14 protein-coding genes are annotated in these 15,962 nt (G+C 39.5%); 7 read left to right on the top strand and 7 right to left on the bottom strand.

The annotated features are described in order from the left end of the window. Positions 1–154: 154 nt before the first annotated feature. The 3 genes from KUA50_RS09790 to KUA50_RS09780 all read left to right on the top strand — a co-directional run bounded on the left by KUA50_RS09790 (position 155) and on the right by KUA50_RS09780 (position 4,182). Positions 155–2,287, top strand: coding sequence for a Tex family protein (locus KUA50_RS09790; RefSeq protein ID WP_218457038.1), 2,133 nt, complete (start codon positions 155–157; stop codon positions 2,285–2,287). A gap of 215 nt (positions 2,288–2,502) precedes the next feature. Beyond that, a complete protein-coding gene (locus KUA50_RS09785; RefSeq protein WP_218457006.1) occupies positions 2,503–3,840 on the top strand; it encodes an ATP-binding protein in 1,338 nt (445 codons plus the stop codon). A 57-nt stretch (positions 3,841–3,897) separates the two neighbouring features. Then, the gene (locus tag KUA50_RS09780) at positions 3,898–4,182 is read left to right on the top strand and encodes a hypothetical protein (RefSeq protein WP_235390427.1); all 285 of its coding nucleotides are present in this window, start codon (positions 3,898–3,900) and stop codon (positions 4,180–4,182) included. A 725-nt stretch (positions 4,183–4,907) separates the two neighbouring features. On the opposite strand, the gene KUA50_RS09775 is transcribed toward KUA50_RS09780, so the two are convergent. Then, on the bottom strand, positions 4,908–6,059 hold the full coding sequence (locus KUA50_RS09775) for a 5-methyltetrahydropteroyltriglutamate--homocysteine S-methyltransferase (protein WP_218457007.1): 1,152 nt from the start codon (positions 6,057–6,059) through the stop codon (positions 4,908–4,910). 225 nt (positions 6,060–6,284) lie between these two features. On the opposite strand from KUA50_RS09775, the gene KUA50_RS09770 reads away from it, so the two are divergent. Further along, on the top strand, positions 6,285–6,761 hold the full coding sequence (locus KUA50_RS09770; protein WP_022110128.1) for an Lrp/AsnC family transcriptional regulator: 477 nt from the start codon (positions 6,285–6,287) through the stop codon (positions 6,759–6,761). A gap of 26 nt (positions 6,762–6,787) precedes the next feature. Here KUA50_RS09770 and KUA50_RS09765 read toward each other — a convergent pair whose 3' ends face one another. Together KUA50_RS09765 and KUA50_RS09760 are read right to left on the bottom strand one after the other, a co-directional pair. Then, positions 6,788–7,240 (bottom strand): HTH domain-containing protein, encoded by a 453-nt coding sequence (locus tag KUA50_RS09765; RefSeq protein WP_218457008.1) that lies wholly within the window; start codon positions 7,238–7,240, stop codon positions 6,788–6,790. A gap of 585 nt (positions 7,241–7,825) precedes the next feature. Next, entirely contained in the window at positions 7,826–8,299 is a 474-nt protein-coding gene (locus tag KUA50_RS09760) for a hypothetical protein (protein WP_218457009.1), read from the bottom strand. A gap of 363 nt (positions 8,300–8,662) precedes the next feature. On the opposite strand from KUA50_RS09760, the gene KUA50_RS16900 reads away from it, so the two are divergent. Continuing rightward, complete coding sequence (locus KUA50_RS16900) at positions 8,663–9,031, top strand: transposase (RefSeq protein WP_218457010.1); 369 nt, start codon at positions 8,663–8,665, stop codon at positions 9,029–9,031. 93 nt (positions 9,032–9,124) lie between these two features. Next, on the top strand, positions 9,125–9,508 hold the full coding sequence (locus KUA50_RS16895) for a transposase (RefSeq protein WP_413777424.1): 384 nt from the start codon (positions 9,125–9,127) through the stop codon (positions 9,506–9,508). A gap of 306 nt (positions 9,509–9,814) precedes the next feature. Here the strand turns inward: KUA50_RS16895 and KUA50_RS09750 are convergent, their stop codons facing one another. The 4 genes from KUA50_RS09750 to KUA50_RS09735 form a co-directional block, all read right to left on the bottom strand. Continuing rightward, complete coding sequence (locus tag KUA50_RS09750; protein ID WP_218457012.1) at positions 9,815–11,980, bottom strand: ThiF family adenylyltransferase; 2,166 nt, start codon at positions 11,978–11,980, stop codon at positions 9,815–9,817. Next, positions 11,973–13,106, bottom strand: a complete 1,134-nt coding sequence (locus tag KUA50_RS09745; RefSeq protein ID WP_218457013.1) for a hypothetical protein — start codon at positions 13,104–13,106, stop codon at positions 11,973–11,975. Before KUA50_RS09745 ends, KUA50_RS09750 begins: the two co-directional genes overlap by 8 nt. After that, entirely contained in the window at positions 13,099–13,830 is a 732-nt protein-coding gene (locus KUA50_RS09740; RefSeq protein WP_218457014.1) for a hypothetical protein, read from the bottom strand. Before KUA50_RS09740 ends, KUA50_RS09745 begins: the two co-directional genes overlap by 8 nt. Positions 13,831–13,935: 105 nt before the next feature. Continuing rightward, entirely contained in the window at positions 13,936–15,285 is a 1,350-nt protein-coding gene (locus KUA50_RS09735; RefSeq protein WP_256624264.1) for an AAA family ATPase, read from the bottom strand. Positions 15,286–15,638: 353 nt separating this feature from the next. Here KUA50_RS09735 and KUA50_RS09730 point away from each other — a divergent pair, with 353 nt between their 5' ends. Beyond that, the gene (locus KUA50_RS09730) at positions 15,639–15,890 is read left to right on the top strand and encodes a helix-turn-helix transcriptional regulator (RefSeq protein ID WP_218457016.1); all 252 of its coding nucleotides are present in this window, start codon (positions 15,639–15,641) and stop codon (positions 15,888–15,890) included. The last annotated feature ends 72 nt before the right edge of the window (positions 15,891–15,962 follow it).

Here is a 15,962-nt window from a genome sequence, read left to right as displayed (position 1 = left end):
GGCAATTACTGCTTATACTTTAGGTATATACCAGGACAAAAAAAGTTGAGAAAGCAATTCTTAAATAAAAGTAAGGAGCGAAGGGTGCCTGATGACACTCTCCGCTTTTTATTTCCAGAATAAATCGTATTATTTGGAAAAATATAATATAATGATGAATCAATTTACTAAGATTATCGCAGCGCAGCTCAAACTGAGAGAGCAGGCTGTCGAAAATACATTGGAACTGCTCGAAGAGGGCTGTACTATCCCTTTCATCTCCCGATACCGTAAGGAGAAGACGGGGAATATGGACGAGGTGAACATTGAAGCCATCGCCCAGGCTAACGATAAGCTCAAGGAGATGGCGAAACGTAAGGAAACCATTCTCAAGACGATCGATGAACAGGGAAAACTGACGGAGGCACTCAAGAAGCGTATCGAAGAATGCTGGGATGCTACGGAACTGGAAGATATTTATCTGCCTTTCAAACCGAAGCGCAGAACCCGTGCACAGATTGCTCGTGAGGCAGGATTGGAACCTTTGGCACAAACTCTGCTCTTCCAGCGTGAACGTAATATCATGCAGGTGGCAAAGAAATATGTAGGCGACAAGGTGGCTGATGCTGATGCGGCTATTCAGGGCGCCAAGGACATCATCGCTGAAATGGTGAACGAGAGCGAGGAAAGCCGCAATGCCATCCGTGGGGAGTTCAGACGTGGCGCCATCATCACTTCCAAGGTGGTGGCTAAGAAGAAGGACGAGGAAGAGGCTCAGCGATTCTCTGATTATTTCGACTTCTCGGAACCTCTGAAGCGCTGCTCTTCTCATCGCCTGTTGGCTATGCGCCGTGGCGAGGCTGCCGGTATTCTGCGTGTCAGCATTTCTGCTGATGACGAACAGTGTACGGATAAGTTGAAGCGCCATTATGTACATGGTTATGGGGAATGCCAGACCTTGGTAGGAGAGGCGGTGGATGATGCTTTCAAGCGTTTGCTGAAACCAAGTATCGAAACGGAGTTTGCTGCATCAAGCAAGTTGAAGGCTGATGAGGAAGCTATTCTGGTTTTCGCTGAAAACCTGCGCCAGTTGCTCTTGGCAGCTCCGCTCGGACAGAAGAGAGTGATGGCGGTGGATCCTGGTTTCGCCAATGGTTGCAAGACTGCCTGTCTGGATGCTCAGGGCAATCTCATCCATCATGAAATCGTATTTCCTCATCCTCCTCGCAGCAAGCGCAGCGAGGCTACTGCCGCTCTGCAGCGCATGGTGAAGATGTATCATGTGGAGGCGATGGCTGTGGGCAATGGTACGGCGAGCCGTGAGACGAGCGACTGGCTGCACGAAATCGCTTTCGATCATCCTGTGGATATCTATGTGGTAAGCGAGGATGGTGCTTCTATCTATTCGGCTTCGAAGATTGCAAGAGATGAGTTCCCGGATGAGGATGTTACCGTGCGTGGTGCTGTGAGCATTGGACGAAGACTGATGGATCCGCTTGCTGAGTTGGTGAAGATAGATCCTAAGAGCATCGGTGTGGGACAGTATCAGCACGATGTGGATCAGAGTCAGTTGAAGAAAAGTCTGGATACGGTGGTGATGAGCTGCGTGAACTCTGTGGGTGTCAATCTGAATACGGCTTCGCAGCATCTCCTGACCTATGTGAGTGGTTTGGGACCTACGCTTGCCAAGAATATCGTGGAATATCGCCGCGAGAATGGAGCCTTCGCTTCCCGTGCCCAGTTGAAGAAGGTGCCACGTCTGGGTCCTTCGGCCTTTGAGCAGTGTGCCGGCTTCCTCCGCATTCCAGGCGCTAAGAATCCTTTGGATAACAGTGCCGTGCATCCTGAACGCTATGCGCTGGTAGAGACGATGGCGAAAGATCAGGGCGTGACGGTAAAGCAACTCGTGGAGGACAAGGCTCTGCAGAAGAAGATAGATATCAAGAAATATGTGAGCAAGGAGGTGGGCATGCCTACCTTGACTGATATCATGGCTGAGTTGGACAAGCCTGGACTGGATCCTCGTGGCGAGGTGGAGAAATTTGAGTTTGATGCTTCCATCAAGACGATTGAGGATTTGCAGGAGGGCATGGTGGTGCCGGGCATCGTGACCAATATCACCAAGTTTGGTGCCTTTGTGGATATAGGTGTTCACAATGATGGTCTGGTTCATGTTTCTCAGATGGCAAACCGCTACATCAGCGATCCTTCAGAGGTTGTGAAACTCCATGAGCATGTGATGGTTCGTGTGGCTGAGGTGGATTTGAAGCGCAAGCGCATCGGACTCTCAATGAAGAATGTCAAATAATGAGGAAATCTGCCAAAGATTTTGGTATGGGACTATAATTTCGTCCAAAAGATTTTGGTAAGAGACTATAATTCCATCCAAAAGATTTTGGTATGGGACTATAATTTCGCCAAAAAGATTTTGGTATGAGACTATAATTTCATCCAAAAGATTTTGGTAAACCAAACTTTTTCTGTATCTTTGCGCCTGAAAATGAAGTAATTAGAAGGATATTTATGTCAGAAAGAAAATTCAGACGGAAAGTCTATGGAAAAATATTAGAATGGAAGGCTGCTTCCAAAGGGAGAAGTGCTCTCCTTTTGGAAGGAGCAAGGCGTATTGGTAAATCTACCATTGTGGAGGAATTTGCCAAAAAGGAGTATCGTTCTTATATATTGATAGACTTCAATGAAGCTTCGCAGGATGTAAAGGACTTGTTTGAGAACTTGATGGATTTGGATTATATATTTCTTTATCTCCAAAATATTTATCAGACGTCTCTTTATGAGCGTGAGTCGGTGATTGTTTTCGATGAAGTCCAGCAGTGTCCAAAGGCACGCCAGGCAATCAAGTACTTGGTAAAAGATGGGCGTTATGATTACATAGAAACAGGTTCGCTTATCAGCATCCACAAAAATACCAAAGACATCAATATCCCGAGTGAGGAGCATCGTGTAGAAATGTTCCCGATGGATTATGAGGAATTCAGATGGGCATTGGGTGATGAGGTTGGCATGTCGTTGCTAAAACAGGTTTTTGAGAAAAGAATGTCATTGGGAGAGGGGATTAATCGCATGAAGATGCGCGACCTTCGCTTGTATATGCTTGTGGGGGGAATGCCGCAGGCTGTCAATGAGTATCTTGACACTAAGAATTTGCAAAGTGTGGATATGGTCAAGCGCCAGATTATCCAACTTTATGCTGATGATTTCCGAAAGATTGACTCTACTGGTCGTATCTCTAAACTCTTTATGGCAATACCATCACAGCTGAGCAGGAATTTGATGCGTTATCAACCGACTCCTGTAGTAGGTAACATGCCTTCCGCAAAAATAGATGAGTTGCTGCTTAATTTGGAGGATAGCAAGACCATTAATATTGCTTATCATGCAGACGACCCTCAGGTTGGAATGTCGTTGACAGCGGATTATGGAAAGTATAAGCTCTATGTGGGCGATACTGGTCTCTTTGTTACCTTGGCGTTTTGGGACAAGGATTTTACGGAAAACATCATCTATAATAAACTTTTGAGTGACAAACTCTCTGCCAATATGGGATATGTCTATGAAAACTTAGTGGCGCAGATGCTCAGGGCTTTAGGTGACAGACTGTTTTATTATACTTTTCCAAAAGATAAGACTCATTTTTATGAGATTGATTTCCTTCTTTCTCGGGGCAACAAACTATGTCCGATAGAGGTGAAGTCATCAGGTTATAAAACCCACGCCTCTCTCGATGCGTTCTGCCAAAAATACTCCGATCGTATTGGCCAGAGATACCTTATATATACTAAGGATTTGCAAAAGGATGAGCAGACTTTGCTTCTGCCAGTATATATGACACCGCTCCTGTAAATGGGTGTAAGCGCTCATAGGAGTTTTCTTTATCGTATAATAATTGTAAATTGTAATATGGACAAATCTCTTATGGATGATAAGCAGGAAATGGCTGAGATCGGACGTGACTGTATCGAGTCGGCTTATTGCTTTATTCACCAGAAACTTCGTGTATATGAATTTTCCAACAACCCTACGCAGCGGGATGATATCGAATATGCAATTGCTCAGTATGTGGAGGGAATGAATCCGGCATTGTTTCAGTTGCTTGCTGGCGGTAGGAAAGAGTTCTTGCTCGATCATACCAGATTTGAGGAGGATATGCGCGAGGCACAGGAAAAGCTTGAGGGAATGATGTAATGTCATTCCCTTTTTCTATTCTTTTTCTCTTAGCCCACATTGCAGCAGCCTTTAGTAACTACTCAGCACCCCTATTGAAAACTTTGAATAGAAAAGCCTTGAAATATGAAATAGGCTTCGATAGTCAATGAAGCCTATTTCGTAGAGCAATGAAAGCGGCTTCGTAAGCAGTTGAAGCCTATTGCATTATTCTGATAGAAACTATAAAAAATATAGTTGACCACTTTAAACTTTATTGATAATACACGTTGACTCACAGTATTAACGTAACAACTCATGACAATATGGGTTAATTTTGATGTTGCAGACGGAAAATCGCCGTCTTGAAATGGAATGTAATTAGCTGATTTTCAATGATATAACTTGTGTGAAATCTGCAAGACCTAACGATGCGCTTTATTAGCACCTAACGATGCGCATCATTAGCACCTAACGATGCGCATCATTAGCACCTAAGGAAGCGCATCATTAGACCTTAATAAAGCGCTTTCTTATAGTTTATACTTGCGCTTCTATTGAGAACTTGCCAAAGGGTATAGCAAAGGGGCGAGTTTCGGGAATGCAACCTCTACCCCTGAAGTTCTTTCAGCCATCCCCATGTCGCTTTGGAATGTGGCTTTAGAGCTTCACGTGGGCAGATGCTATTCTCCATTATTAGGTCCTCTTTCCGACCTTTTCGTCTTCCTCTCCGGTTTGCTGATTACGCTGGTTTTGCTTTGGCTATATTATTCTGCATCGGCGAAAGAAGAGCTCCAAACTTCCTCGGAAATCTCTCTAACCAAATCTATCTTTGCCCATTGCTCAGCATCGGTCAGTTTATTACCGATTTCGCAAGAGGCGAAGCCGCATTGAGGACTGAGACTGAGACGATCGAGAGGAATATACTTGGCAGCTTCGTGGATTCTGGCGATAACCGTAGCCTTATCCTCCAACACCGGAGATTTTGAGGTTACCAAACCCAGAACCACCTTCTTGCCATCTGTCACATATTTCAAAGGCTCGAAACCGCCCGAACGCTCATCGTCATACTCCAGATAGAAGGTATCCACATCCTCATGAGCAAAAAGATAAGGAGCCACGGCATCGTAGGCACCCTTGGTAGCATAGCAGGAATGATAATTGCCACGGCATACGTGGGTGTTGATGGTCAACCCCTCAGGTTTGCCCTCGATGGCAAGGTTGTTCACCTTCAGATACTGCAGGGCTTCCTGCTCTAGGGTAAACCCTGTACCCACCTTAGCCTTCCAGTAATCACTATCCACAATCATTCCCCAGGTACAGTCATCTAACTGAACGGTGCGGCAACCGGCTGCATAAATTTCCTGGAAGAAGGTGCGATAGGCCTGGGTAATATCCTCTATCAGCTGGGTGGTGTTAGGATAGAACTTGCGGGTATTCTCGGCATTCTTGCCACGAAACAGTTCGGCAAGAAACTGTGCAGGAGCAGGAACCGTCTGCTTTGCCTCGAAGATATACTCGCCCTTGGCATCCAACTCCTCAAACTGCTTTACAAACAGGAAATCCTTGATAAAAGGATGATTCTCGCCGGTAATCTTGCCGGTCAGTTGGATAGAACCCTTGGTTGTTTCCTCGCCATGGAACTGGTAACCATGCTCCAGTTCGATATGCTCCACGCCATTGAATCCCCACATAAAGTCGAGATGCCAATAGCTGCGACGGAATTCGCCATCGGTGATATAAGGCAGGCGATGCGCCTTCTGCTGCCTGATAACCTCTGTAATCAGACGGTCTTCTACGGCGCGGAGGTCGGTGGCAGAAATCTGTCCATCTGCAAACTTAGCTCTTGCTTCCTTCAACTCTGCAGGGCGCAAATAGCTGCCCACTGCCTCAAAATGTATATTTCTTACGTTACTCATTGTTTTATCCCCTATATTTTTAAATGATGAATGACTCTTGATTTGCCATTATCTGATGATAAACGGCTCTTTGCATCCGGAATTGCGGTTGCAAAGGTAAGAAGAAGAATTTTATCTTCCAAATATTCTCCGTAATTCAGAAAAATATACTATCTTTGCAGCGAATTAAGCAAATCAGCAGAATATTATTCTGCAGGAACAGGTAAAAGCAGAAATAAAGAAACAATGGCTACAGAAGAAAATCTCGACGAAATCGACATCAAGATACTCAAGTTGTTGCAGCAGAACTCTCGACTCACCGTGAAGGAACTTGCCGCAAGAGTCAACCTCTCTCCTTCTCCAACCTTTGAACGGCAGAAGCGGCTGGAACGAGAGGGATACATCCAGCGATATGGAGCCATCGTAGACCATCACAAGATGGGACACAACGTAATCGTGCTCTGTAATATCCGGCTCAAGCAGCACACCCATGATCTGATTCAGCAATTCATGGATACCGTGCAGACCATCGACCAGATAACGGAGTGCTACAACACCACCGGCGATTATGACTTCCAGATCAAGGTATATGCCCGCGATATGAAAGCCTATCAGGACTTCATGCTCAACACGCTGGGAAATATCGAATGCATCGGAAGCCTGCACAGTATCATCGTGATTGGTGAAATCAAGGATTCGCATTATATTCCCGTAGCAAAATAAGGAGGAACGTGATGACAGCAAAAAAGTTATTTATGATATGCCTGCTTCTTGCCGGCCTTTTCTGTCTTCCAGCCGAGGCACAGCATCCTGGAGAAACCGTCAGCCCCCAAACCATCAGGAAACTGGGCGAGAAGCATTTCTTCTCTCTTTTTGAGAAATGCTATTTCACGCTTTGCGGTGGCATCCGACAATCCAGTTTCCTCACAAAGCCTTTCTCTGCTTAGATTCTTTTCCTCTGAGAACATCTGCAAAATCATCTTCTGCCTCTCGGTCAAGTTTATTGGGTCATTTATTGGGTCATTCAATGAACCAGATGCAACCTTGTTCTGAATATGCAGAGTCAATTTAACTTGCATAAGTTCAGGCTGTTCCAATAACTCAGGCTTTATCCAATGCTTTTCATTCCATGCGTTTAGAATGAGTGGGAAACCAGAACCGAGGTTCTCGCCATAGCCTATCATACGGAACATGTTCTGCATACGCTGATTTCTGGGTTTCTGTTCCTAACTCAACGAAAGGCAAACACAAAATAATTCTCACAATTAAAGCTATGTTGAAACTCGACCTGACAATAACGACTTTATCCAAAGAAGAAAGACGTGAAAGACAACTCGAGAAACTGAAAAGCGAGATGGGTAAGCTAATAAAAGAAAAGTCGGTCAAGAATATTTAAAAGAAACAGTAGTTATTATTAATTTGCGAACAGGAGAAGAAGTTGAGTAACGTAAATTACTCACATTTTTCCCTTGTTTGGATATCCTATTATTAATCTGATAGTATCGGCAATCTATACCATTATAGCGCATGAACCGGTACTCCTATAGCACTGCTTTTGTTTGGTATTTGCTAGTGCTGTTTTTGCGGTCCTCTCTTCTCTTCAGATTTGTGTGTCTGTTTAATTGCATAAGAATTTGTATATAACCGCAAACGACCGCAAACGACCGCAAACGACCACAAAAACGACCGCGAACGACCGCAAACGACCGCGAACGACCGCAAATGACCGCAAATGACCGCAAAAACGACCGCAAACGACCGCAATAACGATTGAAATATGATAGCTCTTATGCTCCAAATTCTTCTTCACCTTTTTGGCTTATAATCCATTTTTTACCATTGGGTGATTTTGTTAGCAGGCCATCTTTTGCCATATTAATTAGTAGGCGACCTATTCTTCGTAATTTTTCATCATGGCTATTATTTGCAGGAAAAACATGCTGAAGACTTTCGAATGCATCTCTGCGCCAAAATCCCATTTTTCCAGCATTATGTGCCAATTGTAATAATAGCTTTTGGATACTATTTTCTGCAAGTCCTTTCTCTTTTGTGTAGTGACCAATCTGGTTTGTCAGTTTGGCTACTTTTAATGATATGGTGTAATGAGGTGCACGGCCTTCTATCAAACCTTTGTCATAAAGATGCTTGGCAGCTTCTTTAGTGATAGGGTGATGCTTCTGTACTGCGTCTAACCAAAGACACTCTTTTAGAGACAAAGAGTTGTTTGTTTTTAAGAGATTGGTATATTTCTCATCGATCATCTTGCCATAGATGGTAACTTCTTTGTGATTTTTTCAGTTTTGGGCGAAAAACTCTATGTATGGGGATAAACTAAAGTGGTGTGTGTAATCGCAAGAAATAGTGTGAAAGTATGTAAAATGATACCTTGCTTTTGGCTGTTACTATAGATTAGTATTGAAATATGTTGCCAAAATGTTGCCAAAAATAGAAAAGAAAAAGAGGGTGTGTCATAAGTCTGTGACGCACCCTTTTTTATTTTTTTCCCTTTTCACAGATACGAAATCTTAAAAAACATTTTTATTTACAACAAAGCCCAAACTTTCACAAGCTCGGACTTTGTTTTTCCGCAAAAAAGTATATCTTTGCAGAAAACTTCTTAAAGTATGGCAAAGATACAAATAAAATCTGAAACTCGGCACGAATTGAGTTTTTTTCCTAACTCTTTTGATGATTATGTACCAAAAGACAGCAAAGTGCGTATCTTCATGCGACTCAAGGAAGATGCCATGAACAATGGGCAGACCAAACCTGCTTATAACCTTCAAATTGCGATGGAGAATCAATACTGGACGAACTTCGCCCTTTATCACAATCCAACGGACAGCCTGACATTCAAGCCTTTCTTGGATAAGTACAGAAAAAGACATGGAAAGCAATCCAAGTGCGTCACCGCAGACTCAGGATACGGATCAGAGGAGAACTATGAGTACATGGAGATGGAAGAGATGGTGGGATATGTAAAATACAACTGATTTCACAAAGAACAGCATAAACCTTTCAAGGAAGATGTCTTTAACCAAGCAAATTTCTACTATAATAAAGACGAAGACTATTACGTCTGTCCCATGGGACAACACATGAATCCTTGCGGACAACGGCAAACGAAAAGTGACTCTGGCTATGTGTCTGTCATTACATTATATAGAGCGCAGCGATGTGAAGGTTGTCCACTTGGGAGTCTTTGCAAGAAAGCCAAGGGTAACAGAACCATATATGTAAACCATAAGTTGAATGCATATAAAAAGGAAGCATTTTTGCTGTTGACGTCAGAGGAAGGTATGAAGCACAGGAGTCAGAGACCGATAGAGCCAGAAGCTGCGTTTGGACAGATGAAGGAAGACATGCATTACAAGCGATTCAGGCATTTCGGAAAGGACAAGGTTTACATGGACATAGGGTTGTTCGGTATCGGATTCAATTTGAAGAAACATTTGGGGATAAAACGATAAAACTCAATTTGGGCAGTTTTACCGTATGGGACAATTATGCCCTTTTGTGAGCTTTTGCGCAGTTTTGTTATCGATAAAACAAGAAAAGTAAAGTTTCTATACAATATAATAAGATTCCCCTTGTAAAGAAAGACTACGATTCAACTAAAATATACAGAAAAACACACAAAGAGGGTGCGTCACAGACTTATGACACACCCTCCTTAAACACAGAGTATAAATTAAGATTGGGTTTGATAGTGTAATGTTAATTGGGAAGTGTTTATCTAATCTGTATCTGCTTACTCACTCTTTTTTATGCTTATTTTAATGTAATAAATATGCAAGGGTTTTCTTCTTATTTGTAATAATGCATATTCCAATTTTTGCATTTATTTCATCTCTTAAGACTTCTTTACATGTATATTTGTCTGTGTCTGACATCTTAAGAGTTCCTGTAGGATGGCTATGCCAATCTCCAATATAGTCTATCACTTTGTTAGAACTAGTGTAAACCTTCAAATATTCATTCTTCCATTCAGATATAGGCAACTCTAAGTTTGTCTCGTTTGAATATAAATGACTTGGAGTATAGTTGTGGGTGACATAAATCATTTTATATTTTAGGTCAATAGAACCCATTAGATAGCCCCCTGTCTCATTTCTTCCTGCAACTTTGGTGTTATGTCTGATTTCTGTTAAAATGTCTGATTTTATTCTTACCGTCCAAGAGATATCATTTTCGCATGTTATACTCGTATAATTTTCAAGATCTATTACATCTGTGAAGACTTGTCCGATATATTCAATGTTTGCAAATGATATGTATATTTTATTCTCTTGTGCAGGTTTGGCAAACATATTGCGTATTATATTAGAAGCGATTCCGCAATGCGTACTAATAGTATCATCACTTAAAATCATAGAATTGGAATGGCAACCTTCTCCAACTCTGATTAAATCATAGTTATATTTATCTTCATCTTGAAGCCATTTTCTTATGTCCTCGTTATTACATGATTCTAAAGCAATCTGTATGTGATAGTCTGATAACAGGTTCTTTCTGTTGTAATTTAAGTACAACAAACCGATTTTTCCTGCATCAGATAATGCAAATCTTGCAATAGGAACGTTACACTTTGTGCTTACTTTTGTGAGCATTCGAAATACTGCAGTAGAAGCAGTAGCCTCAATGATTAAATCGTACTCTTTTAAATTTTGATTGGGTAACCATGTGAGGATATTCTCTGTTATAGCATCAACTGTTTTGTTGTTATGGTAAAACATCGAGTCAAGCTGTTCTTTTACCAAAAGAGCTTTGCTGGAACGAAAGTCCCAATTGGAAAGTGCATGTCGACAAACATTATGTGATTCCATTATGTCATTGTCGCAAATTGTAAGATTACAGATACCACTTCTATATAAGTGGTACGCAAGTTTGCTACCTATAGCGCCACAACCAAGTATTAAAATTTTCTTGTTTGATATGTTGTTTGGGGTAGCTGATATGTATCTTGCAAGATCTTTTGTTGCAATATCATAAGTTATAACCTCCTGGATTATACCTTCCGTATTATTGGTGTTGACATCTATATATTTTACGCAGAAATACAAATAGTCTATTCTCGTATTTTTATTAAGTACTTTCACTGGTCTGACAAATGCTAACTGGAAAAATACATTCTTGATGTCTTTTAAATGATGTCTCTCTATTGTTTGTCTGACATTTTTGATATTGAAGTCAAAGCCGTTTTCTTTAATGAAATGCAACAATTCTCCCCATGTCTTAGGCTTTTGTATAAACCATTCTTTGCAAATAATTGCACAGTTTCTGTATAGAAGAATGCCAAGACTATCTCCTTCGTATTTTTGACTTCCGATAGTTCCTTCATATGCTTCACAATCATCTATAATGCGTTTGACAGAATATACAAAAGAACCAGCATGTTTTTTCTTTTCTAAAACAGTATCCTCCCAGGGCTTTTTGAAAAGAATTATGCCGGTTTTGCTTGCTCTGAATGGTTCGTAAGCGTCATGCTCTTTAAATTTTATAAGATTACCATGAGCAGCATCATTATACCATTCTGAAATTAATTTAAAGAAATCATCAAAGTTGTGTTCTGCATACCAATCAAGAAAATTCTCTCTGGTAAGGCATAAGGAAGGAGGCATTTCTCCTACAGCATAATTTATATGAGGAAGCTTATCATAGGGGAAATCCTTTCTGTTAGGATACACATTAATGTAAGAGAGCTCTATGTCTTCAATATTGGAGAATTCTATAATGATAGGTTCGTTAGTTCGCAGTAGCGAATTAGAACCTGCATCAACTCTAACTTTAGTGTTAATAGCGTAGCATTTGTTTGGCGTTTCGAAAATTTCATATGAGTTTCCGAGTAATTCGTACGATTCATATGAATGAAGTTGTTCTTTTAATTTAAGAACAACTTCATTTGATATCTTGTGAGAATAATTGTCTGAAAATTTATCCATAATAATGTGGTTTTTGTGCAATGGAATTTTGCTTTTGATCATCGTTCTCCTTTTCTGTTTCAATGAGATGAATTCCGTCAGATTTAATCTCGAAGACTACAGGCTTTTGGACTCCATCTATTTCTGTACATAAGAAATGTTCTTCTTCTTTCAAATGCTCTAGATAACGATTTTTTGCCTTTTGGCATGGTGGATTATCATTGTTCTTTTTTATAGTTTTAGAGGAACTGACAACATAACCATTACCTTCCATCTTATCTAAGAAATCAATTGACTGTTGGCTAGGCTTATCATCTCTGCTATCTGCAAAGTATGTATAACTGCAATGGTGTGGAGCTTCGAATAAATTCCAAACTATATGCTTGTTATCTTTTGTTTTCTCCATGATTTGCTTCCAAACTCGCCATTCGGCATCTCCACCAAGCATAATTTTTCCTACATCAGATTTGCTCCCAGCATCAATTCTTATTTGCATTACTATACTTGTTTCATTTCTGTTATCTCCTTCAATGGCTTCTTTGAAAGGTGCATGAATAAACCAGCGGTAATCTTTTGTTGATTTGCCATCAAGTTCATTAAGCTCATTTCCTGGAACGGTAATACGTTTGTCAGGTATGCCGTTCAAATCGTCTATGTCTGAATATCCGATGATTCTAATTCGATTTCCTGGTTCGTCTTTCGTGGAATCATTATCCTTCCATAACTTCATACGGCGTTCTGCTTCCTTTTTGAAAGCCTTTGCGTCATCGCATAGTTCTTGCTGTTGTTCCGTGAAAACACGTGGTGAATACCACAACTCTCCAATAAGGATAAGTTTACTGTCTATTTCAGACTTGCTAGGCTCTTTTTTCGCAGGGTTTTTTCCATTGAAAAATTTAGAGGAAAATCCCAAACAGTGATCCTCATCTGGGTGGGTTAATACGAATGCGTTTAAATATGGCAAATCGTATACCTTCTTTTTTAGTTTGTTTGTTAACAAATCTTCGATTACATTGTATTCATCATTATCCTCTTCTGATGAAGCTCTAAATTTGCAATCTACTAACATCTTCTTCCCATCGGAAAATTCGATGAGATTAGTATCTCCATTTGATACTGGATAAAAAGTAATTTTTGTGTTATTCATTATTTTTACAAATTAAATAGTTTTCAAAAAGTTCTTTTGCATACTCTATACCAGTTTGCTTATATATGTAGAACATGTATAGGTCCAACATACAACTGATGGTAATACTTATAATTGGACAAAACAAAGAATAGCCTTTTATTGCACTATAGATAGTTATTACCAATTGTATCAGAATTGCAATTGTGCTTCCCCCAATCATGTTGCGACATCTACCATATCTTATATTCTTAATTAAGTAAGTTTCTGTTCTCTCAAGGCGGCTTACTTTTTTCCTGATTAAATTTGTAACTTCAGCAATAACTTTCCTTACCTTAGTTTCATCTTCTTGATTACTAATTGATGTGTTGAGATCAATTTCAAAATCTTTTTGTGCTTTTAAAAGGATTCTATTCTTGTACTCATTGCTCAATATACTTGATGAAGGTAGCAACATTGAAATTGTTGGAAAATTTAACTTCTCTTTCCCATAAGTAAGCCTTTCTATTGAGTTTTTTGATAGTGTACGAATTATCCACATCATTATTTTTGTAATGATGAGTATAAGTACTGCAAAAATAGTCATGTGTACCTTAGAATCCAGTACATCTATGTGTTCCAAGTACCCATGCAGTATATTTCCTAAGGCAAATACTATCAGAAGAATAGTTACTGATGCAGGGAAAAGTACTGCTTCTCTATCGTACCTGTCACCAAAAATTGATATGTAAAAATCTTTATTCATTTTTCTTGTTTCTATTTGGTACTAATTTTATTACTTCATTAGCAATGTTTTTGCTATAATCCGAAAGTCGCTTCTTCTGAGGTAACTTTCTGTTGGATATACGTTTTAATGCTTTACGTTCTCTTGGCATATACTACTTTTTGAATTTGTAATTTGGTTAGAAAGAGATTGAAGTTCTTTGTCGTCAAACTTTGGTATGCCACCGAAAGAACCTTCTAAATAGCTACCACGAAGTTCTTTGTCAAATCGAACTTTATATTCTTCCAAAGAAACCAATTTGCTCTCACCTAGTTCGCTTTTTTCCATAAACCAGATTTCATCCTTTCTTAGAAGGTTTTGAGTCATTAATGTCGTTTCGTGACTTGTAACGATGAGTTGACTGTCGGTTTGGCTGCATGTGTCGAGAAATAGTTGAAAAATTCGGTAAACCAATGATGGGTGAAGGCTTCTTTCTATTTCATCCACAACAAAAACCTTTGCTCCTCTTATTAAGTCTAATATGAGTGGAATATAATCAAACAAACGTTTGGTTCCATCACTTTCGTTGCTAAGAGAAAACATTGCTATATCATTTTTGTCACCATTCATCATTTTATGGATTGTGATGAGTTTTTTCGTCTTGATTAGTCCATTTTCTGCTGACACCAAGTACAGCTCATCGTCAAACGAAAGGGTGCCATAGGCATCTTTGTCCTTTGTTTTTAATAAGTCTGTTTTTATATCTCGAAGTAAGTCTTGGGGAATACCCAATTTGTCAATGTCAACATCATTTAGCTTGATACTATCTATGCCTGTGTCGAAATAGCGAAGAAGAACAGCGTAGAAACGTTGTAACTCACTGTCATTTGCAGCCTGTAGCATTACTCCATGTTTATATGGTGTACCTGGAAAAATTATTTTTAATGTATTTAAAAACCAATCTGTAACAGCTGTGAGATCCTCTATATTATCAACATTGTCTTTGATATTCCTTGAGAACACCTCGTGGAGGAAGAGTTGGTTTTTTGGAGTTGATTGTGCAAAGAACTGTAAATATTGTCTGGATTCGTCTGATTTGTTGCGTTTGAATAGACCATCTAAAGTAAATTTACCTTCTTTCCTGTCATATATCATAGACTCGGAACGTTTGGTAAATTCATACAACCATTCATTGACGATTTCTTCATTGTTGAATTCGATTCCATAATCAAAATTCTTTTCCCCAGCCTGAAACTCTATTTCTATTTTTGAAAGTTCGTTTTGAGATTCTTTTGATAATAGAAACTTATGGTAGTCAATGAGACTATCTGGTCGGGTACCATGAAGTACTAGGTATTTGATAAAAGCGATAGCCTTTACCAAATTACTTTTACCACCTGCATTCGCTCCATATATGGCTGCAGTTTTTAATACACAATATCCGCCGATAGGCGTAGTTTTGTGCTCTTTTTTTAGTCTTCCTTGTCCTGGTATCATAGAGAATTCGATCTCTTTGTTGAATGAAAGGAAATTTCTAATTCTGACTCTTATAATCATATTTTTTATATTTTAATTTATTTTTGTGCAAAGATAGTGAAAATATCACATAGTTAAAGCGTATTATAATTTAATTTAAGTTATATTAACCGCTTGAAAGTGAAAATATCGCATTCAAAATGCTTTTCGAAGGTAAATCTGAAAATAATAATTGATATAATAGCGATAGTAGTTGTTAATCGAAATAACAATAAAAATTGCTTAAAACGCAATATTTTATGAAAAATATACAATTTTTATTTGTTATTTTAGAAATATCATTGTAACTTTGTGGCATAATTTAAATAAAGGTCATGGATCAAAAAGACTTAAATAGGATTAAACTAGTGCTGGTAGAGAAAAAACGTACTGCCAAATGGCTTGCAGGAGAATTACACAAAGATCCTGCAACCATATCTAAGTGGTGTACAAATACAGCACAGCCAAGTTTGGAAACGTTGTTTGAAATAGCGAAGGCTTTACAGGTTGATGTGAAGGAACTGATTAATTCCTCAACAGATGATGCCTTTTATATAAAGATGCCTTCGCCTATTGCGACGAAATGATGCGAGTATGCCAATTTTCAGGTCAAACAGATAGATTTAAACTTGGACCAACTTGGATGAAGCAAAATGGAT

Source organism: Segatella hominis (genome assembly GCF_019249725.2).
GTDB lineage: Bacteria > Bacteroidota > Bacteroidia > Bacteroidales > Bacteroidaceae > Prevotella.
The sequence above is the reverse complement of the archived record's forward strand: the minus strand, read 5'-3'. Positions and strand labels throughout refer to the sequence as shown.

Bases quoted from the DNA above. Each gene is read 5' to 3' on its own strand.
- KUA50_RS16895 (WP_413777424.1), top strand. From the start codon at position 9,125: ATGGGACAACACATGAATCCTTGCGGACAACGGCAAACGAAAAGTGAC.
- KUA50_RS09760 (WP_218457009.1), bottom strand. From the start codon at position 8,299: ATGATCGATGAGAAATATACCAATCTCTTAAAAACAAACAACTCTTTG.
- KUA50_RS09770 (WP_022110128.1), top strand. From the start codon at position 6,285: ATGGCTACAGAAGAAAATCTCGACGAAATCGACATCAAGATACTCAAG.
- KUA50_RS16900 (WP_218457010.1), top strand. From the start codon at position 8,663: ATGGCAAAGATACAAATAAAATCTGAAACTCGGCACGAATTGAGTTTT.
- KUA50_RS09740 (WP_218457014.1), bottom strand. From the start codon at position 13,830: ATGAATAAAGATTTTTACATATCAATTTTTGGTGACAGGTACGATAGA.
- KUA50_RS09790 (WP_218457038.1), top strand. From the start codon at position 155: ATGAATCAATTTACTAAGATTATCGCAGCGCAGCTCAAACTGAGAGAG.
- KUA50_RS09765 (WP_218457008.1), bottom strand. From the start codon at position 7,240: ATGCAGAACATGTTCCGTATGATAGGCTATGGCGAGAACCTCGGTTCT.
- KUA50_RS09750 (WP_218457012.1), bottom strand. From the start codon at position 11,980: ATGGATAAATTTTCAGACAATTATTCTCACAAGATATCAAATGAAGTT.
- KUA50_RS09730 (WP_218457016.1), top strand. From the start codon at position 15,639: ATGGATCAAAAAGACTTAAATAGGATTAAACTAGTGCTGGTAGAGAAA.
- KUA50_RS09745 (WP_218457013.1), bottom strand. From the start codon at position 13,106: ATGAATAACACAAAAATTACTTTTTATCCAGTATCAAATGGAGATACT.
- KUA50_RS09785 (WP_218457006.1), top strand. From the start codon at position 2,503: ATGTCAGAAAGAAAATTCAGACGGAAAGTCTATGGAAAAATATTAGAA.
- KUA50_RS09780 (WP_235390427.1), top strand. From the start codon at position 3,898: ATGGACAAATCTCTTATGGATGATAAGCAGGAAATGGCTGAGATCGGA.
- KUA50_RS09735 (WP_256624264.1), bottom strand. From the start codon at position 15,285: ATGATACCAGGACAAGGAAGACTAAAAAAAGAGCACAAAACTACGCCT.
- KUA50_RS09775 (WP_218457007.1), bottom strand. From the start codon at position 6,059: ATGAGTAACGTAAGAAATATACATTTTGAGGCAGTGGGCAGCTATTTG.